The 25,533-nt window shown below is 32.8% G+C and carries 24 protein-coding genes and 6 tRNA genes; 5 read left to right on the top strand and 25 right to left on the bottom strand.

Annotation, left to right across the window (positions count from 1 at the left end):
• Nucleotides 1–225: 225 nt before the first annotated feature.
• The 3 genes from KA909_RS07395 to KA909_RS07385 form a co-directional block, all read right to left on the bottom strand.
• The gene (locus tag KA909_RS07395; protein ID WP_053031126.1) at nt 226–891 is read right to left on the bottom strand and encodes a DUF2750 domain-containing protein; all 666 of its coding nucleotides are present in this window, start codon (nt 889–891) and stop codon (nt 226–228) included.
• A gap of 249 nt (nt 892–1,140) precedes the next feature.
• Nucleotides 1,141–2,331, bottom strand: a complete 1,191-nt coding sequence (gene ldmS / locus KA909_RS07390) for an L-aspartate--L-methionine ligase LdmS (RefSeq protein WP_075109255.1) — start codon at nt 2,329–2,331, stop codon at nt 1,141–1,143.
• Nucleotides 2,328–3,512 (bottom strand): M20 family metallopeptidase, encoded by a 1,185-nt coding sequence (locus tag KA909_RS07385; protein ID WP_193839098.1) that lies wholly within the window; start codon nt 3,510–3,512, stop codon nt 2,328–2,330. Before KA909_RS07385 ends, ldmS begins: the two co-directional genes overlap by 4 nt.
• A gap of 272 nt (nt 3,513–3,784) precedes the next feature.
• Here KA909_RS07385 and KA909_RS07380 point away from each other — a divergent pair, with 272 nt between their 5' ends.
• Nucleotides 3,785–4,255 (top strand): S-ribosylhomocysteine lyase, encoded by a 471-nt coding sequence (locus KA909_RS07380; RefSeq protein WP_075109257.1) that lies wholly within the window; start codon nt 3,785–3,787, stop codon nt 4,253–4,255.
• Between the two features lie 257 nt (nt 4,256–4,512).
• On the opposite strand, the gene KA909_RS07375 is transcribed toward KA909_RS07380, so the two are convergent.
• The 4 genes from KA909_RS07375 to deoC form a co-directional block, all read right to left on the bottom strand.
• The gene (locus tag KA909_RS07375; protein ID WP_193839097.1) at nt 4,513–4,863 is read right to left on the bottom strand and encodes a DoxX family protein; all 351 of its coding nucleotides are present in this window, start codon (nt 4,861–4,863) and stop codon (nt 4,513–4,515) included.
• Nucleotides 4,863–6,050 (bottom strand): phosphopentomutase, encoded by a 1,188-nt coding sequence (gene deoB, locus KA909_RS07370; RefSeq protein ID WP_193839096.1) that lies wholly within the window; start codon nt 6,048–6,050, stop codon nt 4,863–4,865. The genes KA909_RS07375 and deoB overlap by 1 nt, the downstream gene beginning before the upstream one ends.
• A gap of 11 nt (nt 6,051–6,061) precedes the next feature.
• Nucleotides 6,062–7,363 (bottom strand): pyrimidine-nucleoside phosphorylase, encoded by a 1,302-nt coding sequence (locus KA909_RS07365; protein WP_193839095.1) that lies wholly within the window; start codon nt 7,361–7,363, stop codon nt 6,062–6,064.
• Between the two features lie 61 nt (nt 7,364–7,424).
• Nucleotides 7,425–8,087 (bottom strand): deoxyribose-phosphate aldolase, encoded by a 663-nt coding sequence (gene deoC, locus KA909_RS07360; protein ID WP_075109261.1) that lies wholly within the window; start codon nt 8,085–8,087, stop codon nt 7,425–7,427.
• A 166-nt stretch (nt 8,088–8,253) separates the two neighbouring features.
• Between deoC and deoD the strand changes: the two genes are divergently transcribed.
• On the top strand, nt 8,254–8,964 hold the full coding sequence (gene deoD / locus KA909_RS07355; protein ID WP_053031110.1) for a purine-nucleoside phosphorylase: 711 nt from the start codon (nt 8,254–8,256) through the stop codon (nt 8,962–8,964).
• Nucleotides 8,965–9,265: 301 nt separating this feature from the next.
• Here deoD and KA909_RS07350 read toward each other — a convergent pair whose 3' ends face one another.
• The 6 genes from KA909_RS07350 to KA909_RS07325 form a co-directional block, all read right to left on the bottom strand.
• Nucleotides 9,266–9,709: a Dps family protein gene (locus tag KA909_RS07350; RefSeq protein ID WP_142237146.1), complete on the bottom strand. Its 444-nt coding sequence runs from the start codon at nt 9,707–9,709 to the stop codon at nt 9,266–9,268.
• 244 nt (nt 9,710–9,953) lie between these two features.
• A complete protein-coding gene (locus KA909_RS07345; RefSeq protein ID WP_193839094.1) occupies nt 9,954–10,349 on the bottom strand; it encodes a thiol-disulfide oxidoreductase DCC family protein in 396 nt (131 codons plus the stop codon).
• Nucleotides 10,350–10,642: 293 nt separating this feature from the next.
• The gene (locus KA909_RS07340) at nt 10,643–12,016 is read right to left on the bottom strand and encodes an EVE domain-containing protein (RefSeq protein ID WP_075109264.1); all 1,374 of its coding nucleotides are present in this window, start codon (nt 12,014–12,016) and stop codon (nt 10,643–10,645) included.
• Between the two features lie 224 nt (nt 12,017–12,240).
• Nucleotides 12,241–12,471: a hypothetical protein gene (locus KA909_RS07335; protein ID WP_053031508.1), complete on the bottom strand. Its 231-nt coding sequence runs from the start codon at nt 12,469–12,471 to the stop codon at nt 12,241–12,243.
• A 48-nt stretch (nt 12,472–12,519) separates the two neighbouring features.
• The gene (locus KA909_RS07330) at nt 12,520–13,452 is read right to left on the bottom strand and encodes a type I phosphomannose isomerase catalytic subunit (RefSeq protein WP_193839093.1); all 933 of its coding nucleotides are present in this window, start codon (nt 13,450–13,452) and stop codon (nt 12,520–12,522) included.
• A 405-nt stretch (nt 13,453–13,857) separates the two neighbouring features.
• On the bottom strand, nt 13,858–14,514 hold the full coding sequence (locus KA909_RS07325) for an SDR family oxidoreductase (RefSeq protein WP_193839092.1): 657 nt from the start codon (nt 14,512–14,514) through the stop codon (nt 13,858–13,860).
• A 146-nt stretch (nt 14,515–14,660) separates the two neighbouring features.
• On the opposite strand from KA909_RS07325, the gene KA909_RS07320 reads away from it, so the two are divergent.
• Nucleotides 14,661–14,918 carry an ArsR/SmtB family transcription factor gene (locus tag KA909_RS07320; RefSeq protein WP_210130078.1) on the top strand — a complete coding sequence of 86 codons (258 nt, stop codon included), beginning with the start codon at nt 14,661–14,663 and terminating at the stop codon, nt 14,916–14,918.
• 64 nt (nt 14,919–14,982) lie between these two features.
• Entirely contained in the window at nt 14,983–15,921 is a 939-nt protein-coding gene (gene czrB / locus KA909_RS07315; RefSeq protein ID WP_193839091.1) for a CDF family zinc efflux transporter CzrB, read from the top strand.
• Nucleotides 15,922–15,997: 76 nt separating this feature from the next.
• On the opposite strand, the gene KA909_RS07310 is transcribed toward czrB, so the two are convergent.
• Nucleotides 15,998–16,729 (bottom strand): metallophosphoesterase family protein, encoded by a 732-nt coding sequence (locus KA909_RS07310; RefSeq protein WP_070855649.1) that lies wholly within the window; start codon nt 16,727–16,729, stop codon nt 15,998–16,000.
• A gap of 131 nt (nt 16,730–16,860) precedes the next feature.
• Here KA909_RS07310 and KA909_RS07305 point away from each other — a divergent pair, with 131 nt between their 5' ends.
• Complete coding sequence (locus tag KA909_RS07305) at nt 16,861–17,967, top strand: YtxH domain-containing protein (RefSeq protein WP_193839090.1); 1,107 nt, start codon at nt 16,861–16,863, stop codon at nt 17,965–17,967.
• Nucleotides 17,968–18,019: 52 nt separating this feature from the next.
• Here the strand turns inward: KA909_RS07305 and KA909_RS07300 are convergent, their stop codons facing one another.
• From KA909_RS07300 to KA909_RS07250, 11 genes are all read right to left on the bottom strand, one after another.
• Nucleotides 18,020–18,874, bottom strand: coding sequence for an HAD family hydrolase (locus tag KA909_RS07300; RefSeq protein WP_228480725.1), 855 nt, complete (start codon nt 18,872–18,874; stop codon nt 18,020–18,022).
• A 329-nt stretch (nt 18,875–19,203) separates the two neighbouring features.
• Complete coding sequence (glmS, locus tag KA909_RS07295; RefSeq protein ID WP_075109401.1) at nt 19,204–21,009, bottom strand: glutamine--fructose-6-phosphate transaminase (isomerizing); 1,806 nt, start codon at nt 21,007–21,009, stop codon at nt 19,204–19,206.
• A 659-nt stretch (nt 21,010–21,668) separates the two neighbouring features.
• A complete protein-coding gene (glmM, locus tag KA909_RS07290; RefSeq protein ID WP_075109402.1) occupies nt 21,669–23,021 on the bottom strand; it encodes a phosphoglucosamine mutase in 1,353 nt (450 codons plus the stop codon).
• Nucleotides 23,022–23,046: 25 nt separating this feature from the next.
• Nucleotides 23,047–23,979, bottom strand: coding sequence for a CdaR family protein (locus KA909_RS07285; RefSeq protein ID WP_075109403.1), 933 nt, complete (start codon nt 23,977–23,979; stop codon nt 23,047–23,049).
• A 1-nt stretch (nt 23,980) separates the two neighbouring features.
• Nucleotides 23,981–24,787, bottom strand: a complete 807-nt coding sequence (gene cdaA / locus KA909_RS07280) for a diadenylate cyclase CdaA (protein ID WP_053031531.1) — start codon at nt 24,785–24,787, stop codon at nt 23,981–23,983.
• A 233-nt stretch (nt 24,788–25,020) separates the two neighbouring features.
• Nucleotides 25,021–25,093, bottom strand: a tRNA-Lys gene (locus tag KA909_RS07275).
• Between the two features lie 3 nt (nt 25,094–25,096).
• Nucleotides 25,097–25,171: transfer RNA gene (locus tag KA909_RS07270), tRNA-Gln, on the bottom strand.
• A gap of 6 nt (nt 25,172–25,177) precedes the next feature.
• Nucleotides 25,178–25,261 (bottom strand) — tRNA-Tyr (locus tag KA909_RS07265).
• A 10-nt stretch (nt 25,262–25,271) separates the two neighbouring features.
• Nucleotides 25,272–25,347: transfer RNA gene (locus tag KA909_RS07260), tRNA-Val, on the bottom strand.
• A gap of 4 nt (nt 25,348–25,351) precedes the next feature.
• Nucleotides 25,352–25,426: transfer RNA gene (locus KA909_RS07255), tRNA-Glu, on the bottom strand.
• A gap of 1 nt (nt 25,427) precedes the next feature.
• Nucleotides 25,428–25,502: transfer RNA gene (locus KA909_RS07250), tRNA-Asn, on the bottom strand.
• Between the last annotated feature and the right edge of the window lie 31 nt (nt 25,503–25,533).

The raw sequence follows: 25,533 nt of genomic DNA, 5'->3' as shown, positions 1-25,533 counted from the left end.
TTCTTCATGAAATTCTCTTTGTTGGGGCCCCGCCCGCAAGGATGACTAGAACTGAGAAAAGCTTGATTTAAGCGCCTTCTCAGTTCAGTCAGCTACTGCGAATTTGCAAAATAGCTTCATTATATTATTTTTGTCCCAGCCTCTTCCTTTTTATTTAATTAATCAATTATGTAATACCTAAATATATATAAAGACTAAAAGTAACGAATGACTACATAATTCAAATTAAAACGTTAATTCGTTTGATAATTTTTGAGCTGAAACAACTGTTCCAACTACACCAGGTTTTAAATCAATGGCAACAGCTTGATTATTATCACGTAATTTATCTAACCAATCACTAAATACGCTGCCTTCAATTTCGATTAACTCACACTCTTCAAAGTCTTCATCTCGAACTTTAAGCGCTCTATTTTTTAAACTCCAAACAGGCATAATTTGAGGTTTTTCTTCTTTATCATCACTGATTAATATGAAGTGACTTTCACCTTGTTTTGTTAAGCCGAATACTTGGTCTTCTTTAGCTACATCTCTCACAAATTCTTTAATGCGAATTTTATCCAATTCTGACATTAATTCATCAGTCATTTGTACAACGTTAACAATCTGTCCTTCTGTTTCAGCTGTTTGATTAATAACAACTTGATCATTTTCATCAAATAAGTCATCCAATTCATAGGTAACGAATGTATCCACATCAATTGTTAATACGCGATCGTAGTCTATTGCTGAATGCTTTAAATACGCTTCTGCTTGTCCTTCTTGAGTCCAAACACCGACATGATTTTGATCATTACTATTTATTCTGATTAATTTTTTATTTTGGCTAGCAACATAAAACGTTTCATTAATCAGCACATCTTTAAAATAAGTCTCATTCTTGTAAGACAATGCGTAACCCTCCATTTCTATTTTGGTAACAATTAAAATAGTAAATGACAATACTTAAGCCGTCAAATATCTGTATCGAAAATGATGATTTTAAGATAGTACTTTTAAAACATACTTGTTTTGAACCTAAAATAAAACTAGAGTTGAGAAAAGGCTAATATGCGTGCCTACGCAACTCTAGTTCATAACTCATATTCATTTTAAACAATACACTTCTTGTCGACTTACGATTGTATATTTAATATATGATTATTTTTCAAGGTCAGCTAAAAAAGATTGTTCAATCTTCTCTATAGATTCCTTTGATTCGCCTCTCCAAATACAACCAAAGCGAGAATTAACTTTGTTTTTTCCAAACCAATCTCCATCGTAATAAGACAATGGGTACAACACGCCTTGTTTAACATATTTTAAAATAGTATTAAAGAAATGCGCATTATCACCATTAGAGAAGTAGCTATAAAATTTTTGATATGTCGAATTCAGTTCCTCTTGTAATAATAGCATGCTTGTAGAGCCATTTTGTCTAAAGTTTAAATCGATAGCAAAAACATCGTCGTTCTTATCTAGGAGTAAATCGAAACCAGCTACACCAAAGAAACCAAGTTTCACACCATTTTCCATTATTTCTCGACCGGCATCAATTACTTGTTGTGGAACATTATGAACATTTTCATTTCCTGCATAAAATCCATATTTATCTGTAATTTGATGTGCAGTACCTAAATAGGTCACACCAATATCTTCAGAATAAGCGAATTGCACACAATAGTTCTTAACCGCTTCAATTTTCTGTTCAATAATTAGGTTATCTGTCGCATCACTAGCTTCTAATATACGTTGTGTGGCTTTAGCCAAATCCGCTTCATCATAGCAAATCATGACACCATATCCACCTGCTGTTGGCAAATCGTCTCCAGGTTTAATAACAAATGGAAATGTCCATTCTTTAATACGTGCTTTGAAATCATTAATAGATACAATTTCACGCTCTGGCAAAAATTTATGATTCGTCCACTCTGGTATACGTGCTTTATTGTTTAATGCTACAAATGTTTCTTTCTGAACAGCGTAGCAATCATCCGGTACAACGTCATCACTATGAATATATTGAAAGTAAATCGCTTTACCTTCTTCATGAACAATTCGATTTAACAGTGCTTCATATGTTTCACGATTTTTAAATTGATACGTATGTGTTGGAACTTTTTTTCCGACTAGAGCAAATAATTGAACTAATTTATCAGTAATGCTTGCCTCATGTACAATCATCGGCATAGAATCTGCAATAAGCATTTCTCGACCCGTTAAGAAATTCGATTGATGTTCCTCAGGTTTTAGCCAAGGGTTTGAAATATATGATGGTCTTGAGTTATACACAACATTGTCATTATATAAATCACTTAAAGTTAATTTTAGTTCTTTTTCGTTCTTTGTCATCTAGACTGCCCCTTTATTTGAGAGTGCTGTTGAACTACATCATCAAACATTCTCTTATTTTCAATTAATTCTAATCCCATTAATGCTATGATTTTAGCACCATGAATTAACGCTTGATCACCATGCACACTCGCTGCAGCCTCTCTAAATCTATGTGTATGACCAACTAAATTTCTAGAGCCTATTTTCACATGAGGGTGAATCGTAGGTACTATATGACTGACATTACCCGTATCTGTCGATCCAAAACCAAAATCGTCGTGACTGACATCTTCACCTACCTCATTTGCATATTTCTCAAATAACGCGTCTAATTTAGGCGTCTTTATAAATTCATTTACACCATTCTGTATCGGTCCAAATTCATAATCACAACCTGTTTGAATCGCTGCGCCTCTCGCAATTTGATTAACCTTTTCAGTTAAAACATCTAATTCTTTACGTGTTGTTGCACGTGTATAGAATCGAGCATGTGTAAAGTCCGGAATAATATTAGCTGCTTTGCCACCATCTAAAATAACGCCATGTACGCGTTGACTTTTTTTAATGTGTTGTCTTAATTGTGCTACACCATTAAAATATGAAATCATCGCATCAAGTGCATTTAAAGCTTCATCAGCATTTTCTGAAGCATGTGCACTCTTGCCATAGAATTTTATATCTAATACATCTACAGCGAGCGTATCAATAGTTGGATAGGTTTCATTCCCAGGGTGAATCATTAAAGCGATGTCGATATCATCAATAATGCCAGCTTTAACATATGACGCTTTGGCACTTCCATTCTCGCCACCTTCTTCAGCTGGACAACCAAGCACAACAACCTTTCCCCCAATGTGGTTTATCACTTGTTTTAATGCTGAACCTGCAAGTACGCTAGCAGTCCCAATAATGTTATGGCCACAGGCGTGACCTAATCCCGGCAGTGCATCATATTCTGCTAAATAACCAATCGTAGGACCTTCTTGCCCAGAATCATAAGTGGCTATAAAACCTGTAGCATGCCCAGCAATATCCGTTTCTATTTCAAAGTCATTGGCTTTCAATTTATCAATGAGTGTTCTAGAGGCAAAGATCTCCTCATTACCTAATTCAGGGCGTTCATGTATTCGATGACTAATTTCAACATAATCATATTTATTATTCTCTATATAATCTAAAATTTCTTGTTTATTACTCATAAATCATAACTCCCTTATTTTTACGACAATCGTTTTCTCTACTATCTTCAATCGTTTATATTTCTTATCATCAGTTAATTATTACCTATTTTATCGGATTTAAAGATGGTTGTCATTAAATTTCCATGTATTTACAAAATTTTCTCACAATTCATTTTATTTCACGTCCACTATTAGGACTATAATTTTGAAAATTGTAAATACCTTTAACAATTGATACAATCAAATCGTTAACTTAATAATTAAATTTATTGCTTATAGGAGGATTTATGATGACTAAAATGAACGTTGAAAGTTTTAATTTAGATCATACTAAGGTTGTAGCACCTTTCGTGCGTTTAGCTGGTACAATGGAAGGTTTGAATGGTGATGTGATTAAAAAATACGATATTCGTTTCAAACAACCTAATAAAGAACATATGGAAATGCCTGGGTTACACTCACTCGAACATTTAATGGCTGAGAACATCAGAAATCATACTGATAAAGTTGTAGATTTAAGTCCAATGGGTTGTCAAACTGGTTTTTATGTGTCATTTATTAATCATGATGATTATGAAGATGTATTAAGTATCATTGAAAAAACATTAAATGATGTGTTAAGTGCTACTGAAGTTCCTGCTTGTAACGAAGTTCAATGTGGCTGGGCTGCAAGCCATTCACTTGAAGGTGCAAAAGAAATCGCACAAGCATTTCTTGATAAACGTAATGAATGGTCTGATATATATGGTGAAGGTAAATAATATTACCCGTTCATAAAGTGAATATTTAAAAAGAAAAAGAGGCTGAGACATTTTATTTTGTCTCAGCCTCTTTTTCTTTTAGCTGTAGTTGACTGATTTGAAAATGCGTTTAAATCAAGCATTTTTTCAAACCACGTCATCTTTGCTGTCAGAGCCCCAGCTAAGAGATTTTCATGAAGAAAATCTCCGAACTAAGCTAGCTAGGGTGGAACAACAAATTTATTTTAATTTTTGTCCCGCTCTCTGATCTGATTATTTTATAATTTTTTTACTAATCCAATTAATACAAACTGTAATGGTAATCTTAAATATAGCGCCCATTTTGGCACTTGTTTATCACCTAAAGGTAATTCTTTACGTGCCATGTAAACATTTGCGGGCAATACAGCTAATAAGAATAGGTTAATACCTTTTTTTAACCAATTAGCAGGACGTTTTAATAACAACATAATACCGAAGAAAATCTCAAATACACCTGTTACTAAAACAGCCGTTTTTTGTAATGGTAAATAATCTGGAACGATATTTCTAAATGAACGTTCATGTGTAAAATGAAGTACACCAGCTGTTCCAAACGCTAAACCTAATAAATAACGGAATACTTTCATTAATGATCCACTCCCATTTCTTTTAAATAGCTCTTACCAAATTCAGGTAATTCAACATTGAAATTATCCGCGATTGTTGCACCAATTGAACTAAATGTAGTATCTCCTGATAATTCATGGTATGCATCTATTTTAGGACTAAACATCAGCACTGGAATATATTCTCGTGTATGGTCAGTACCCTCTGCAATTGGATCATTACCATGATCTGCCGTAATAATAACTAAATCATCTTCTTGTAAATTATCAATTAATTCTGGTAAGCGTTCATCAAAATCTTTAATTGCTTGTGCATAACCGTCTTTGTCTCTGCGGTGACCATATAATGCATCAAAATCCACTAAATTCAAGAAGCTGATACCATTAAAGTCTTTTTTAACGACATTAATCAGTTGATCCATGCCATCCATATTATTTTTAGTTCTTATTGCTTCTGTTACACCTTCACCGTCATAAATGTCATTAATTTTACCAATTGCAATAACATCATAGTCATGATCTTTTAATGTGTTCATGACTGTTTTACCAAATGGTTTAAGCGCATAATCATGACGATTAGACGTACGTGTAAAGTTTCCTGGCTCACCTACATATGGGCGTGCAATAACACGGCCAATTAAGTACTTAGGATCTTTAGTTAATTCACGTACCTTTTCGCAAATATCATACAATTCTTCAAGTGGGATAATATCTTCATGTGCAGCAATTTGAAGTACTGGGTCTGCACTAGTATAAACAATTAAATCTCCTGTCTTCATTTGATGTTCGCCTAATTCATCAATAATTGCAGTACCTGAAGCAGGTTTATTTGCCACAACTTTTCGACCTGTCATTTCTTCAATCTCTTGAATTAATTCATCAGGAAATCCATTCGGATAAACTTTAAATGGTTGCATGATATTTAGTCCCATAATTTCCCAATGTCCTGTCATCGTATCTTTTCCGACAGAAGCTTCACTTAATTTAGTATAAAACGCACCTGGTTGTTCAACTTTATTGACCACTGGTAAATCTTCAATATTACCTAATCCTAATTTTTCTAAATTAGGTAATGATTGGTTAAACCCTTCTAACGTGTGTTTTAATGTGTGTGAACCTTCATCATTAAAAGCTGCAGCATCAGGTGCTTCACCAATACCTACTGAATCCATGACAATTAAATGCACTCTTTTAAATGGTGTCGTCATATTTAACACTCCTACTCTGTAATTATTTTATGAATTAATGTTGGTGTTTTTGCTTGTGCTTTAATTTCGATACTTTCGTCAAGTTTCTTAATGACATCATCAACATTTTCACGATTACTGTGAATCGTCAATAAAGACTCACCTTCATTGACTTTGTCTCCTACTTTCTTATTCAACACAATGCCAACACTTAAATCTATGTCATCTTCTTTCGTTTGTCTTCCCGCACCTAACATCATTGAAGCAACTCCAATTTCATTTGCAATAAGCTCTGAAACTACACCACTTGATTTTGCTTTATAATCAATTTGATATTGGGCAGTCGGTAATAACTCCGGTGAATCGACAACTGAAGCATCGCCACCTTGATTTTCTAAAAATGTTTTGAATTTATCTAGTGCTGAACCATTTTCAATGGCTTCATTGAGCAATTGACGCGCCTCTTCAAGTGTACTTGCTCTTTCAGCAAGTACGACCATTTGTGAACCTAATGTTAATACTAGTTCAGTTAAATCTTCAGGTCCTTGACCATTTAATGTATCAATCGCTTCTCTTAATTCTAAAGCATTCCCGATCGCACGACCAAGTGGTTGGCTCATATCTGAAATAATAGCCATTGTATTTCTACCAACATTATTTCCTATGCTAACCATAGCATGTGCTAAAGCCTCAGCGTCTTCTAATGTTTTCATGAATGCACCATTTCCAGTTTTAACATCTAGGACGATTGCATCAGCACCCGCGGCAATTTTTTTACTCATGATAGATGATGCGATTAGAGGAATAGAGTTAACTGTTCCTGTAACATCTCTTAGTGCGTATAGTTTCTTGTCTGCAGGTGTTAAATTGCCTGTTTGTCCAATCACTGCAACTTGGTCTTCATTAACAAGTTTAATGAACTCCGCTTCAGAGATTTCAACATGGAATCCATCAATAGATTCTAATTTATCAATCGTACCGCCCGTATGTCCTAAACCACGGCCACTCATTTTAGCAACTGGCACTCCCACTGCAGCTACTAATGGTGCCAACACTAGCGTCGTCGTATCTCCAACACCACCAGTTGAGTGTTTATCTACTTTAATACCATTAATTTTTGATAAATCAATAACATCACCTGAATTAACCATTGCCATAGTTAAAGCTGCACGCTCTTCTTCATTCATATCTTGGAAAAAGATTGCCATCGCTAAACTAGAAGCTTGATAATCAGGAATGTCCCCTTCCGTGTAACCTTTGATAAAGAATTCAATTTCCTCTTTAGATAATGATTTGCCATCGCGTTTCTTTTCAATAATATCTACCATTCTCATAATTCTGAACCCCTCTCAAAATAAGCTGTTGTATCTGTGTGCTGTTACATCAATTGCATGATTAATAATCAGAATCTGACTCTAAGCCTTGAATAATTTGAACACCAGCACTCGCACCTATACGAGTAGCGCCTGCGTCAATCATTTTATTGAAATCTTCTAAATTACGCACGCCACCTGAAGCTTTAACCTCTAATGCGTCTCCCACAGTGTCTTTCATCAATTTCACATCTTCTGGTGTAGCGCCTCCCCCAGCAAAGCCAGTTGATGTTTTAACGAAATCTGCTCCAGCAGCTTTTGCTAGTTCACTTGCTTTCACTTTTTCATCGTCTGTTAAAAGTACAGTTTCAATAATAACTTTCACTGTTTTTCCGTTAGCTGCGCCAACTACGCCTTCAATATCTTTTTGAACGTCTTCATATCTTCCATCTTTAAGTGCGCCTATATTGATAACCATATCAATTTCAGACGCGCCATTTTTAATCGCATCTTCTGCTTCAAAAATTTTAGTAGCAGTTGTATTTGCTCCTAATGGAAAACCAATCACAGTACAAACTAATACATCTGAGCCATTTAACTTTTCTGATGCATATTTAACGTGTGTAGGATTTACACAAATTGATTTGAAATCATACGCTTTAGCTTCGTCAATAATTTTATCAATTTGTTGACGTGTAGATTCCGGCTTCAATAAAGTGTGATCAATAAATTTTGCATAATTCATAGTAGTTTCCTCCAATATGTTGTTAAATTTAATCAATATTCCTTAAAATTAGAATATTAACTTTTCATATTAATATAGCCCTCTCATGTATATAGTACAAAAATTCGCAAAAAAGTTAAACAAATGTTATCTTAATCTTAACAATCATGATAAGGAGAAGATATTAATGACAAATGGCACACCTCACATTCAACCAAATGGAGCGAAAATCGCTAAAACGGTTTTAATGCCTGGCGATCCATTACGCGCAAAATATATTGCAGATAACTTTTTAGAAAATGTAGAACAATTTAACGAAGTTAGAAATATGTTCGGTTATACAGGTACTTACAAAGGTAAAGAAGTTTCAGTTATGGGCTCTGGAATGGGTATACCAAGTATTGGTATTTATTCATATGAATTATATAATTTCTTTGATGTTGACACTATTATTCGTGTTGGTTCATGTGGTGCTTTACAAGAAGATGTTAATTTATATGATGTGATTATTGCTCAAGCAGCATCTACTAACTCTAATTATGTAGACCAATTTAATATTCCTGGCCACTTTGCCCCAATCGCTGATTTCGAACTTATTACTAAAGCTAAAAATGTTGCTGATAAAATTGGAGCAGTAAGTCATGTGGGTAATGTACTATCTTCAGATACATTCTATAATGCTGATGCAACGTTCAATGACAATTGGAAAAAAATGGGAATTTTAGGTATTGAAATGGAATCAGCAGGGTTATACTTAAATGCAATTAATGCTGGTAAGAAAGCATTAGGTATTTTCACAGTTAGTGACCATATTCTTAGAGATGAAGCAACTACAGCTGAAGAGAGACAAAACTCATTTACGCAAATGATGGAAATTGCATTAGAAGTTGCTGAATAACAATAAACAATAAACGAGGTTAGGAAATAATCCCTAACAAAATAACCAGTAAATGAGTTTTATAAATTCATTTACTGGTTTTTTCGTTTACAATACGTTGTATTTATATATCATTTTACTTTGAAATATTTTAAAAAAATAAGGCACTTTCGTATCATTTAGTAAGTACTAGCAAACTAAATTAACGAAGTGCCTTAAATTTAAAGATTAGAACATGACTCAAATCACTCTACTAAGATCATTGTAAGTCTTATCTCAATGAACGATATTGAAAGTCATGTGCTTAATAACACCCTTATGATTAAACTAAATATGATTTGAACATCCAATTGTGTTTATCAACAGAATTTTTCATTCCGATGAACATATCTTCTGATACATCATCGCCAGCTTCTCCTGCTACTTCAATAGATTTAACTAATTGCTCTGAAATATTTGTTAAATCTTTTGAGAATGCTTCTACCATTTGTTCTGCTGAATAATTTTTACCCGCTTCATCAACGATTGAAATGTCTAAGCTTTCTTTTAATGTTCCAACTGGATTACCGCCAATTGCTAAAATACGTTCAGCTAAGTCATCTACATATTGACTTGCTTCGTTATATAACTCTTCAAATTTCTCATGTAATGAGAAGAAATTAGGACCTTTAACGTACCAATGGAAATTGTGTAATTTTGTATAAGCTACTGTCCAGTTCGCAACTTGTTGGTTTAATTCTTTTACTACATCTTGTTGACTCATTATATTCTCTCCTTGTTTATCACTATTTTTTCTCTTTATTACAATTATTATTATATTATAATTATTATAATCTGTAAATAGATATGTTCATCTTTTTTTATGATGACTTTATGCGTAAGTTAAAAACCTTTATATGGTATATTAAAAGCCATTCATCTGCATTTGAAAAGTAATTTGCACTATCATTTAAATAATTTTATTATCATTAGTGTATATGAAATTATCAATTAAAATCAAAAATTATCAATTAATCTCGATTATCGTCAATAAAGAAAGTTTTTTCATATTCATTAGGTTGGTGCCAATGTGTCTTCCACATTCTATTTCGATTATTAGCAAATAAATTATAAGCCCAATCTCTAATAGGACGTGGCGTAACTTTGAGCAACAATCCTAACCACTTATAATCAGTAGTTGCAAGTATAAGACTCGCTATAGCATTAGATTTGAATTCTAAATGTTGACCACGTTGTAATATAACGCTGTTTTTATTTAATGCTTCTGGATGCTGTTCAAATAAATGATGTGCTGATTCACTCTTTAAGGTTGTAAATTCATAGCTTTTAGGAAGTCCATGTTGTATTAACCAAATACAATAGTTATAGCAATACACACAATTACCGTCATAATAAATAATTGGCATCTTCTATCACCTTCCATTACTTCTTAGTATTCATATTCCATGTTTTGACTTAAGTTAAACACTAAAAGTGATACAGACAAGGTTTAACTTTATTGTGACGCCGTTGTATATCAGTTAATCGACTACATCTATATTATTTCTAATAAAAAAAGTGGACTAGAATTCCTTTCGAATTCATTGTCCACTCACTAGAACTAAAATAACCATACTATGATAACTGTTTCAGATTAGCCAAATTCGATTAACATAGAAAATAGTTCATCTTGGCGTTCTCTGCATTCCAGCCTTTTTATTTATTCATGATTTACTTTAACAATTCTTGTATATTTAAGAAATTGTTTTGAATATTTACGTTTAATATCCTCTAATCGATCATATGTTACGCCAATAATATGCCAGTTTGGATTGAAATGGTAGAATGAATCTTTTTCTCTTGACCACTTAACCATTTGTCCTTCTTTATTATATCTAGGTAATGTCACTTCATACCCTTCAAGTACATTAATATATGTCTGAAATATGTCAGGATCAATTCTATTAAAGTTATCAATGACTAAGTAACTTTTATCATTTTTAGGCATCAATTGTGTAATAAACCCTTCACGATAATATAATGCACCAGCTTCATTTGGTAAATACTTACCATACAACATATCTTCCGTAAAATCTGGATGCCCACTCGTAATCACAGGGTTAGCATTTGTCTTTTGTAGTAAATTATTTGCTGCTTTCAATCCTTCTTCACGTTGTTCTACTACTAATAATATGAAAGGTTTAATACCTTCTTCATGATGTTCTGTATCAATTTCTGTTTTCTTAATCGTTTCAAAAGGCGTTTTGATGCCATCATTGTTACTCATTTCAATAATTGCATCATACTGTGTTTGGCTCATGCTTGCGATAGCTTGCTTCGCATTTTCTTGTAAGAAATACAGATTTTTTAACTTAGGATGTTTGTTCAATGCACCTAAAGTTACAGGCGTAATATGTTTATCATAGTATATTTCAATGGCTGTACTATTGGTTCTACCTGGAATCGGTGGTTTCTCATGAATATGTCGAGATACCTCTCCAATGCCTACCACTGACTGATTCTCGTATTTATTATAGAATACAAGGTTATCTCCCACTTCTAATTGATTGTAAAAGTGATAGCCATTGCGTTTGATGCCATTATAAGTGTGTGTATAAATCGTATAATATTCACCTGGCTCAAATGATTCAGTTTCAGATAGGAAGAAATAACGTGGAAGTTTTTCTTCGCCTTTGCCTAATGAAACAATTAAATCATATTCTTCTTTAGTTAATTGATTAATTAATGTTTCACGCATGTTGTTCATGCGAAAATCGAGTGTCTCACTACGCTTTAAATAATCTGTTGTCAATGGCTTTAATAATTCGTTAAATTTAAATTCAACTCTTATTTTATTTTGAGCGCCTGTTTGTACGCTAATAATCTCACCAATACCAAGTAATCCAGTATCCGTTTGGACTTGATAAAATATAACTTGATCACCTGTTTTGGCTTTTTTAAAAGCTCTAAAACCTTGGGTAGGATTAAACTGGGCGCCAGATTCAAATAAAGTTGTTTGACCTACTAAAGGCTCGTTATGATTCCATCTCGTATAGCCACAATTAAGCCAAAAGTAATTTATTTCTTCTTCCATAGTGGATCTCCTTTAAATGTATTCTTATAAATCAATATGTATCCCTATTTATTGTAATATTTAAATTTTTTAAGTTACTTAAGTTATGCTTTAAATCTTAACATATCGACGTAATTTTATGTTTAATTTTTTTATATTCTATCACATTTTAATAAGTTGCAAAAAAATAGAGCAAACATTCAGAATCAATGACCAATTAATTCTAAATATTTCCCCTATATAAGTTATTGCTGTGCAAGTAAGCTACCTAACAATGGCATTAAATTAATCATAATACCTCCAAGTTTCAGTAACCCACTGATTTCTTTATCTTTAAACGTAATGATTGCACTTATAATACCTAAAATTGCCACAACCCTAGGAATCGTAAGCGAAGGATACTGTGGCATATTGAAGAAAACACCTGCTCCTGCAATCACACCACATACTAAGGAAATATATAAAAATTGTTTCAACACTCACACTCCTTTAGTAAATAAATGACGTAACTATATAATGAAATATTAGATATAACTAATTATTAATGTGAAGTCTCCTTCAAAAACGCTATCTAAGTCTTCTGAAGTTAACACGAAGTTAGAACCTTTTTGAATTTTAAAGATTTCGCCATCAACAATCATTTGTCCATCACCATTAAGGACAGAAACAAGACAAAATTCTCTTGGTTTCATATAATTTAGCGTTCCACTGACTTCCCATTTCACCATCGTAAAGAAATCATTAGACACAATGTGACTACACTTATGATTTTCAATAATTTCATTTTCCGGAACAATACTTGATAATTCTTGAGAATATTGAATGACATCTAATGCTTTATCGATATTCAGAGAAGAAGGTTGATCACGTTCTCTATCATAATCATATAGTCTATATGTAATATCTGAAGACTGCATTGTTTCATATACTGTAATTCCTGCACCAATTGAATGTACCGTGCCAGCAGGAATAAAGTAAAATTCTCCAGGTTGTACGTTTACCTTTTTGAGTGTTTCCATGAATTTATTTTGTTCGATTTGCTCTTCAAATTCTTCTTTTGAGTTAACTGATGTACCGATGATCACTTCAGCATCTTCTTCAGCATCGATAATGTACCAACATTCTGATTTGCCATATTGCCCATTTTCGTATTCATAAGCATAAGAATCATCTGGGTGAACATGAATCGATAATGGTTCCTTAGCATCAACGATTTTACAGAGTAAAGGGAAATCCTTACTCGGAAAGTCTCCAAATAGCTCTCTATGTTGCGTCCATACTTGATCTAAAGTTTGTCCTGCATAAGGACCATTAAGAATCATACTTTTACCATTTGGGTGTGCTGAAATCCCCCAACATTCTCCAACTGATTCACTTGGAATGTCGTAATTAAATTGTTTTAGTTTATTACCGCCCCAAATTTTTTCGTGAAAAACAGGCTTTAAAAATAATGGCATAATTGCACCCCCTAAAACCGTTAAAGGCCGTATTCTCTATTTCTAAAGTAAATAATAATTTGCTGTTTAATATGTATTAAAACCTAAAAGTCAATTATGTAAGCGTTGAATTATAGTCATGCTATAGGATGAACACGACCTATATAATCACTCGTATCTTTATTATATCAACTTTAGTCCTATTTTAATAGAAATTATTAAAACAATAAAAGAAGTGGTCGTGGGATTGACGTTCAATTTTCTAGGCCCACGACCACTAATACAAGTATGACTGGCGCTAAGAATATTTGGTTTAATTATTACTCAATCCAGTTAACTACTGCGATTAAGCAATAATGCTTCTTATTTTCACCTTTTAACATAGTCACATAATGTGTATACAAAATAGTCATCTTTAAACTTTAATTATTCATATGAAGATAATGCTTCGCGAATTGATTGATTACCGGAAACAACTTGAAATTCTTTGTTCATAAATTTATTATCTGATGTTGCAACTTCTTTTAACACGCTTGCTACATCTTCTCTAGGTATAGCACCTCTACCATCAAAATATAATGCAGTTTCAATTTTAGAAGTGCCTTCTTTATCCTCTAAAGCACCTGGGTGTACAATTGTATAATTTAATCCAGAATTAATTAGATGCTCATCAGCGTAATGTTTTGCAATCGTGTAGGGTTTTAAATCACCACTTGCATCAAATGCTTCTCGACGGGCATCATACGTTGATACCATAATGTAGTGCTTGATATTAGCTTGTTTACTTGCTTCAATAGTTTTAATTGCACCATCTAAATCTACAATAATTGTTTTATCTGCACCTGTACTGCCACCAGAACCTACTGAGAATATCACTTTATCAAAGCCTTTAAATGTTTGAGTTAAATCTTCAATACTATCTTTTTCAACATCGACCAGTGTTGCTTTAATATCCTCTTGTTTTAATGATTCTACTTGCTCATTTTTTCTAACACCAGCTGTGAAATCGACATTATCTTCTTTTAATTGTCTAACTAATTTTGAACCTACGCCACCATTAGCACCTATAACTAATAAACTCATATAAATTGGCCTCCTTATTAAATCTATATCCTTGCTTTAACCACTTTCAGGAAAATTAAAACGTCAATCATTTTTTGACATAAATATCATTATGTATTACGTTAATATATGAACATATATTCATATATTAATAAGAGGTGTTTCACATGACGGTTCATGTTAACGATTCAAACGAAGAAGCTATTTTGAAACAAACAACAGAAATTTTCAAAGCTTTAAGTGATTACAATAGGCTAAGAATTCTTCGCTTGCTAGATCAATCAGAGGCAAGTTTTGGGCATATTACACACACGCTAAATTTAAGTCAATCTAACGTGTCTCATCAGCTTAAAATTCTCAAACAAGCAAGACTTGTTAAATCTTTAAGACAAGGCCAGTCAAAAATTTATTCACTTGATGATTAACATGTTTCTACGTTATTGAAACAAGCTATTCATCATACAATACATCTAAGAGGTGACCATTCATATGACTAATCATTCGCACTCACATTCACATGTTCATACGAATAATAAAAAGATACTAAGCATTTCATTTATAATCATTGGGCTTTTCATGGTAATAGAAATTGTAGGTGGCTTTATTGCCAATAGTTTAGCATTATTATCTGATGGGTTACATATGTTTAGTGACACGGTTTCACTAGGTGTCGCGCTGATTGCCTTTATTTACGCTGAAAAGAATGCTACATCTACTAAAACATTTGGTTATAAACGCTTCGAAGTATTAGCTGCTTTATTTAACGGCGTTACTTTATTTGTCATTAGTATAATTATCATTGTCGAAGCAATTAAAAGATTTTTTGTACCACCTGAAGTTCAATCAACAGAAATGTTTATCATTAGTTTAATTGGTTTAATCGTTAACATTGTTGTAGCTATTATCATGTTTAGAGGTGGCGATACATCACATAATTTAAATATGCGTGGTGCATTTGTCCATGTTCTTGGAGATCTATTAGGTTCTGTAGGGGCAATTATCGCTTCAATTCTAATTTGGACATTTAACTTTACCATTGCAGATCCAATTGCAAGTATATTCGTCTCACTATTAATTTTGAAAAGTGCTTTTGGTATTACACAATCATCGATTAACATTTTAATGGAAGGGACACCTTCCGACATTGATTTAGAACAAGTCATTTTCACCATTATGCATCATGAGGAAATACAAAATGTTCATGACTATCATGTATGGACCATTTCCAATGATATGAATGCATTAAGTTGCCATGCAGTCGTAGATAAATCACTAACGATGGATGCGTGTGAACAATTACTTAAACGAATAGAACATGACTTAGCACATCTCAATATTCAACATATGACGATACAATTAGAAACACCAAAACATCAACATGATGACACTATATTATGCTCTGGTGTCATGCATCATCATACACATTAAAATGATTTTATTAGATATTAATCAAGGGTTGGACTATGAATTCAATTAGAATTCTGTCCAACCCCTATTTCATTGCTTATAGAAAATGGTCAAATATAAGTTGCTTTGCTGGTACTTGTTTTTCGTCAAAACCTTGTAAATATTCTTCATTATCATAAGGAAGTTTTATTCTTTCAATTGAGAACTCATTATCATTAATCGTTACGATACCGTAAACTGCATTAGCTCCATTATTTAGACCTACAGCACCAGGATTAAAGTAAATCGTTTCATTATCATCATATAAATGCATCTGATGATTGTGACCAAACGCAATTAAATCAGCATCTTTATCTTTGAACAGCTCAATAATATTGTCTTTACTATTCTCAGTGATTGGACTAAATGGTTGTCCTTCAATGCCAGTTTCTAATTTTTGATTTTCAATTTCATAATGAATGAATAGTAATTTTTTTCCACAAATTGTTTTTTCAATGTATCTTGGCAATAAGTTGATTTGGTCGTAATAATCCTCATCCATATGACTCTCTATCCATTGATGATGTTCATAAAATTTATCCTTTAAATCTTCTGGATAAGGCGTGCCATTTACTAATGACATAACCGCTTCATCATGATTACCAGCAATAATTTCCATATCATCACGATCAAATATGATATCTAATACTTTATTTGTTTCATGACCAATTCCGATATTGTCCCCAAGATTATAAATTTTATCAATATCTTCTCTATTATCAATATCATCTAAGACAGTTTGTAATGCATCGAAATTACCATGCACATCTGTAATAATCGCGAATTTCATGATGATATCTCCTTTCAAAATTTAATCATTAGCATATTTTAACACTTAATCTTGAAATATGTTAGATATTATTTTAAAAAAAGTATAAATTTTGATATTGTATTTATATTAAAGTAAAGGAGTGCTTATATTTGTTCAAATATCATAGTTTGGCATTAAAAAATGCTAAGCCGCAAATTCTTAAGACGATTCTATTTAGTATCGTAAGTTTTATTATAGTATTTGCGGTTTTTACTGTTGCTAGAACTTTCTTTATGCAGTATTTCATGCAAATGCAACTAGCAGCACAATTTCAACAATCATCGGGTCCATATTTAATAATTATGATCCTAGCTTTATTACTGGGATTACTATTCTTTGTATTTGCTGGTTATCAATTACTGGCAGGTGCAATTAACGTTATCGCTAAAGCAATTTCAAGAGAAGATGTTCATTTTAGTGATTTAGTCGTAGCTTTTAAAAAAGGTAAATATGGTAAGAGTTTACTTCTATCATTAATTACCATTGGATTATTTATCGTGATGTACTTAATTATAGTAGCATTAAATTATTTATTTAATTTAGCTTTAACACCTTTATTTACATCATTACAGTCAGCAGTCAGTGCATCTGACAATGCTATTGCTATTTTACTAACGATTCAAATTATAATTTTAATTATCATTGGTTTAATAACATCAATCGTATCTTGGTTCTTTTTCATATTAATGATTAATTATACTGTGTCATTAGTGCGTGAATCTAATCATAGTGCTATTTCTCACTTTAAAAATGGCTTTAAAGGAATTAAAAATGGTCATAAAACATGGTTAAAATTCTTTATTGCTGTGCTTTTAATCAATTTAATTATTATTATCATTACACAACCGCTTGGGACAATTCTTTCTGTAGCAACAGGTAATATGTCTCAAAAAGTTGCTACAGTTATTTTATATGTAGCACAAATCATCATTATTGTATTACGTTTAATCCTTTATTATATTCTTATCATGGGTGTAGTACAGTACTTCTTAAAACGTGGTGAAACATTAAGTACGACACCAAAAGAGAAGAAAACTAAACGTAACAAAGCAACGCGTAAATATGATACGTTAAATAAACAAATTAATGATGACAAAGCGCATCAATCCACTAAAGACGTTGCAAATGATCATTCAAATAAAATGAAGCGCAATGTTGAACAAAAATCTGAAAATATTAACGTTGAAGCTAGTAAAAATCTAAACAAAGATAAATAATAAAAATAAGGTGGAACCTATGCCAATGCGGGGTTCCACCTTTTTTTCAATATTATTTTAAAAATTTACTTTCCAAGAATAATGCAGCACCATCTTCTTCATTCGTAAATTCCGTTACCTCATCAGTAATTTCTTGTATTTCTGATCGTGCATTTTTCATGGCAACACTATACCCTCCAAATGCAAACATCGCTCTATCATTATCACTATCTCCTATAACTAGTGTATCCGCTTGTTTAATGTTGAAATGGTCAATCATTTCTTTAATACCTGTTCCTTTATCTGTATGATGCGCCATTGTTTCAGCGTTAAATCTCGATGAATTAGAAACACTAATATTTAAAAGAACTTGATTCTGAATAAGTTCATCTCTGAAAGTAGTTATTTTCTCTAAGTTTGTTGTAAATAAATAAATTTTAGCATAGTTATCTTCAGGTATATGATCTTTCCAATCAATCTTACCAGCCATTGCATCTCGTCTAGATTTCCATTCACTTTCACTTACATGATTCGGCGGTGTATCACCTTTAATCATTTCTTGCATCCAAACTTCATCTTCCTTTAGTGCTATTCTTGAGCCATTAAACGGGAATACTTCATAATATATTTCCTGTTGTTGCGCTAATGACACGATTCGTTTAACACTTTCAGTTGATAAACAATGCATAAATAGGTTATCGCCATTTATTTCCCCACTTGTACCATTTGAACTAATGATGCCATCGACTTCAAATTGAGGTGGCACAAGTTGATTAATTTCAGAATAAGAGCGCCCTGTTGCTAGGAATACTTTATATCCTTTTGCTCTTAAATCATCAATAACTGTTTTTGTTTTAATTGAAGCTTGATTATCCTCATGTAAAATCGTTCCATCCATATCTAGAAAAATCGCTTTGATATTATTCAATGTCATATCGCTTTCTCCTTTAAGTATCTTTTATAAAATTGTGGCATTATTTGATAAAATGTGCAATGACCTTATCTTTTAAATATAAAGAATATCGTTGTTTATCATTTACGACGACGTACATTTTCCATCGAAATCAACATGATATCACCTCATAACATTACAATTGTAAGATCATTCTGATATTTTATCAAAAAATCACTTGCATACATTATTGTGTTGTTAGTTATATAAAAAAAGAGCAAGCCCAAATCCAAATGAATTTGTGATCTTGCTCCATTGAATGTATTTTAAATGAATGTAGTCCTATTTCCTAAAACTAAAATGAACTATTCAACTGTAACTGATTTAGCTAGGTTACGAGGTTTATCTACATCTAAGCCTCTGTGTAACGCTGCATAGTATGCAATTAATTGTAACGTAACAACAGATACAAGTGGTGTTAACAATTCGTGTACATGAGGGATGACATACGTATCTCCATCTTTTTCTAAACCTTCCATTGAGATAATACAAGGCTTAGCACCACGTGCAACAACCTCTTTAACATTACCACGAATAGATAAGTTAACCTTTTCTTGTGTAGAAAGTGCGATAACTGGTGTACCATCTTCAATTAAGGCTATTGTACCGTGTTTAAGTTCTCCACCAGCAAATCCTTCAGCTTGAATATAAGAAATTTCTTTTAATTTTAATGAACCTTCAAGGCTGACATTATAATCCATTGTACGACCAATAAAGAACGCATTACGTGTTGTTTCTAAGAAATCTTTAGCAATTTGTTCCATTTTAGGTGTATCATCAACGATTGTCTCAATTGCAGTTGTTACTTTAGCTAATTCTCTTAATAAATCAATATCATTATCTCGACCATGTGCTTTGGCTACAACTTGAGATAAAATTGATAAAACTGCGATTTGAGCTGTATATGCTTTCGTAGACGCAACTGCAATTTCAGGACCAGCATGTAATAATAATGTATGATCTGCTTCACGTGATAATGTTGAACCAGCTACATTTGTAACCGTTAATGATTTATAACCTAATTTGTTAGTTTCAACTAATACCGCACGACTGTCTGCAGTTTCCCCTGATTGAGAAATATAGATGAATAAAGGTTTTTCAGACAATAATGGCATATTATAAACAAACTCAGAAGCTACATGAACTTCAGTTGGTACGCCAGCCCATTTTTCTAAGTATTCTTTACCTACTAATCCAGCGTGATAGCTTGTTCCTGCAGCAATAATATAAATACGATCTGCAGCGGCAACATCTTTAATAATTTCTGGATCAATTTTCAAGTCGCCATTATCATCTTCGTATTCTTGAATAATACGACGCATAACTGCTGGCTGTTCATTAATTTCTTTAAGCATATAGTGGTCATAGATACCTTTTTCAGCGTCTGAGGCATCAATTTGAGCCGTATACGTATCACGATCTTGAACATTACCATCTTGATCTTTAATGATTACACTATCTTTCTTAACGATAACGATTTCATGGTCATGAATTTCTTTATATTCATTCGTAACTTTAATCATAGCTAATGCGTCTGATGCAATAACATTGAAGCCTTCGCCAACACCAACTAATAAAGGTGATTTGTTTTTAGCTACATAAATCGTGTCTCTATCTTGGTTATCAAGTAAACCTAATGCATATGAACCATGTAATAAAGATACAACTTTAGAGAAAGCTTCTTCAGTTTCTAAACCTTTATTTGAAAAATATTCAACTAACTGAACAATGACTTCTGTATCAGTCTCAGATTGGAATGTTACATCTGCTAAGTACTCACTTTTTAATTCTTCGTAGTTTTCAATGACACCATTATGAACTAATGTGAAACGTTCACTATTAGATTGATGTGGATGTGAGTTAACAGTACTTGGTACACCGTGAGTAGCCCAACGTGTGTGACCGATACCAACATGTCCATCCGTATCATTATTGTCTGCAACTTTTCTTAATTCTGCAATACGACCTTTTTCTTTAAATACAGTTGTACCATTATCATTTGCAACTGCAATACCAGCTGAATCATATCCTCTGTATTCTAATTTTTCTAATCCTGATAATAGCAATTCTTTTGCATTATCGTATCCGATATATCCTACAATTCCGCACATAAATTTTTCCTCCGTTAAATATAGCTTGAAAATTTTATCTGTTATATAAAATTTAAATAGGTTAATAGATTTTACAACTTTGTAATTATCTTTTAGACAATATCTTTTAATATTGATATTTTATCTTTATCTTATTTACCCTATTAAGCCATATTATATTTCTATGATTTTTTTAAATTTAGGCATTCTTATTATTTTTGTGCATTTAGTTACCTAAATGTTTTAAATAATAAGCTAACGAATGAGCCGCATCCGGAATAGCATCCGCCGATATGTTCGATGACTATTCTCCTCGTCTGCAATAATATAATATGTTCTACAATAGTTCTCATATTTAACTTTTGATCATTGAAACACATATATATTGCCCTGGCGCTTTGTAATTTTTTTATACTATCCTCCTTCCAATATTATTTATTTTACACTTTTCAGATAAATGAATGCAAACAATTTCCAACCTTTTTAGCGAAAAATAAAAATAAATATATTTTATAATTTTCAAAAATAGGTAAAAATTAATCTTTATTATTAAATTAATACTAAACAATATAGCAATCAATAGAATGTAAGCACTTTCAATGCAATATATCTATTAAAAAACCTTCAAAGTTACAATTTAATGTATACTTTGAAGGTTTATAGTGTACGAGATAAAATTATTATTCTAAGCCCATTTTTGCTTGTACTTCGTCTGCAATACGTTGAGCAAAACGTTGCGCGTCTTCATCAGTTGAAGCTTCAACCATAACACGAACTAATGGTTCAGTACCTGAAGGTCTAACTAAAATTCTACCTTCGCCGTTCATTTCAGTTTCAACTTCATTCATTACATTTTTAACATCTTCATTTTCTTCTACATGATGTTTATCTGTAACTTTAACATTGATTAAAGACTGAGGATACTTTTTCATTTGCGCAGCTAACTCACTTAGTGGTTTGCCACTCATTTTAATTACGGCAGCTAATTGAACACCTGTTAGTAAACCATCACCTGTCGTATTGTAATCCATCATAACAATGTGACCTGATTGTTCACCACCTAAGTTGTAATTTCCTTTTCTCATTTCTTCTACTACGTATCGATCTCCAACTTTTGTTTTATTAGATTTGATACCTTCATTTTCAAGTGCTTTATAGAAGCCTAAGTTACTCATTACAGTAGAAACAATCATGTCATTGTTTAATTCTTGATTTTTATGCATTTCTTGACCAATTACAAACATAATTTGGTCCCCGTCAATGATATTGCCTTTTTCATCAACGGCAATTAAACGATCTCCATCTCCATCAAATGCTAAACCAAAGTCGCTTTCAGTTTCTAGGACCTTTTCAGCTAATAATTCAGGATGTGTTGATCCACAATTATCATTAATATTATAACCATCAGGACTACAACCAATAGTTTCAGTATCTGCTTCTAAATCTCCAAATAAGAAAGGCGCTAGTGCTGATGTAGAACCATTTGCACCATCTAATGTTATTTTTAATCCTTCTAAATTAACATCAATTGTTGATTTTAAGTAACTTAAATATTTCTGAGCACCTTCAAAGTAATCTGAAAAATGAACAATATCTGTACCAACTGGTCGTGGTAAATCTGGATTTTCTTGATCTAATAATGCTTCTATTTCTTCTTCTTGAGCATCTGATAATTTGAAGCCATCTGCTCCGAAAAACTTAATGCCGTTATCAGCAACAGGGTTATGTGAAGCCGAAATCATAACACCTAATTCAGCACCCATTTCTCTAGTAAGATAAGCTACGCCGGGTGTAGATATTACACCCAATCTCATAACTTCTGCACCAATTGAAGCTAAACCTGCAATTAAAGCAGATTCTAGCATTTCGCCTGATACACGTGTATCTCTACCTACTAAAACTTTAGGTCTATCAGCATCCTCGTTATGTGCTAATACATAGCCACCATAACGGCCTAACTTAAATGCTAATTCAGGTGTTAACTCTTTATTAGCTATACCTCTTACTCCATCCGTACCAAAATATTTTCCCATTATGAATACTCCTTTATAAAATGTTTTAGTTTAAACTTATATGTGCTGTTATGTCATCTGGATCAGCTTTTTTAACTTTATCTGGTAATTGCAATTGAACGTTCTGATCTGTCGATTCTGTAATATTATCAAGATCAACTGTCGCTTCTATCTCATTAATATCTTGCAAATCATCTCTATTACCATAAATTTCAATTTCGTCTTCATCAAGCGTTATATTATCTAAACTAGCACCATTAGGTAAACTACCTTTTTGCTTGATTTTAACTTTAACCTTTTTACTATACTCTTGAAGTTTAACATTGAGTTTTACTTCATTTGGCTGAATATTAACATCCAGTTTATTTAATGATTTATCAAATGCAGTAACATCTGCAACATCCGATGTGTCTTGACTTAATTTATTTGCATCCTTAAAAGTCGCTTTTAAGTATGCGATTTTCTTAAGTTGTTCTCTACCACCTGTTACTTTAACTGAATTAGGCTCAACAGAACTATCTCTAACTTTATAATTTGGGTCAATATCATCTTTCCCTATATCTGCTTGAACATGCATCGTTTTTGTTTCTTTGTCTTCTAAAGTGACATAAGCTTGTTTTGGTTTAACATTATAATTGATATCATTACTCAAGCCTTTAACAATGTAATCCTCTTTATACTTTCCTGCTTTAGCGTTCGATAAATCGACTGCAACTTTAATATCATCTGTATTTTCAATTTTAATTAACTTAGACTGTGGGCCTGAAACAGTTACATTAACCGTCTCAGGCGCTTTAGTTACATGTAAATCCTTGGAATTATAAATTATCTCTACTGGTACATCTTCAATTGTTTTAGATGAATTTTGTGATAAATTATCATTATTGAAAATGTTACCAAACACATTATTAACTGATAAATAGAAAAAGATTGCTAATAAAAGTGCAATAAATCTAAGACCCCATTTGCTCTCTAGCATCTTATTTCACACCTTTCTTTTGAAAGCGTGTTCCAAACCAATGTTCGGCTAATAATTCTTCAAATACCTCACTTGAGATATCTCTACGTAATTTGCCATCAAATGTTACTGATATTGATCCCGTTTCCTCTGAAACAACGATTGTAAATGCATCTGAGACTTCAGAAATACCTACTGCTGCTCTATGTCTAGTACCTAGGCTTTTAGAAATTTTAGCACTATCTGATAACGGTAAGTAACTCGCTGCACTCGCAATCTTAGAATTTTGAATTATCATTGCGCCATCATGTAACGGTGTATTCGGTATAAAGACATTAATTAATAGTTCTTGTGATATTTCAGAATTCATCGCTATACCCGTTTCAATATAATCCTGCAATCCCGTTTCCTTTTCAAATACGATTAAAGCACCAATACGTCTTTTAGCCATATACTGAACAGCCTTTGAAACTGCTTGAATTAACTTTTCTTCATCATGACTGTATGTATTAGTATAACGTTTAAATAAGCTTCCACGACCCAACTGCTCTAATGCTCTTCTAATTTCTGGTTGGAAAATGACAATAAGTGCAAGTACCCCCCATTGAATTACAATATCAAAAAGCTTAGATGTGGCAGTTAAATTTAGAATTTTACTCACTTGTTGACCAATAACAATAAAAAGTATACCTTTGAGTAATTGAATCGCCTTGGTTCCTTTAAATACAGTAATGAGAAGATAAAGGACATACCATACTATAAGTAAATCCAGTACACTCGTTACAATTTTTAATGTACTAAGATTATCAAAAAAGTTGGAAAAATCCATAGCATCTCCTCCGAATATTTTTTCCATAGTCATAATTATACCAATGATAATGACAACTGTCATATGTACAAACACATTGTATTAAAAAAAATAATAAGTATTTAACATCATTCTTTTCAAACTCATTCTATCCCTTTTCACAAATATTATGAATACAATATGTTAAAAACTTTTATATTACAGTATTGTTCAAAAACACAAAAAAAGCACTCCTAAATAGGAGTGCTAGTAAGTGAGCCATAGAGGATTCGAACCTCTGACCCTCTGATTAAAAGTCAGATGCTCTACCAACTGAGCTAATGGCTCTAATGGCTGGGCTAGCTGGATTCGAACCAGCGCGTGACGGAGTCAAAGTCCGTTGCCTTACCGCTTGGCTATAGCCCATTAGAATGGTGGAGGGGGGCAGATTCGAACTGCCGAACCCGAAGGAGCGGATTTACAGTCCGCCGCGTTTAGCCACTTCGCTACCCCTCCGAAATATAAATGGTGGAGAATGACGGGTTCGAACCGCCGACCCTCTGCTTGTAAGGCAGATGCTCTCCCAGCTGAGCTAATTCTCCAACATGGTGACTCCTACGGGACTCGAACCCGTGTTACCGCCGTGAAAGGGCGGTGTCTTAACCGCTTGACCAAGGAGCCATGGCTCCGCAGGTAGGATTCGAACCTACGACCGATCGGTTAACAGCCGATAGCTCTACCACTGAGCTACTGCGGAATAATTTGAAATGCCTGGCAACGTCCTACTC

Source organism: Staphylococcus sp. GDX8P54P, assembly GCF_017893165.1.
In the GTDB taxonomy this organism is placed as follows: Bacteria; Bacillota; Bacilli; order Staphylococcales; family Staphylococcaceae; genus Staphylococcus; species Staphylococcus borealis.
The sequence above is the reverse complement of the archived record's forward strand: the minus strand, read 5'-3'. Positions and strand labels throughout refer to the sequence as shown.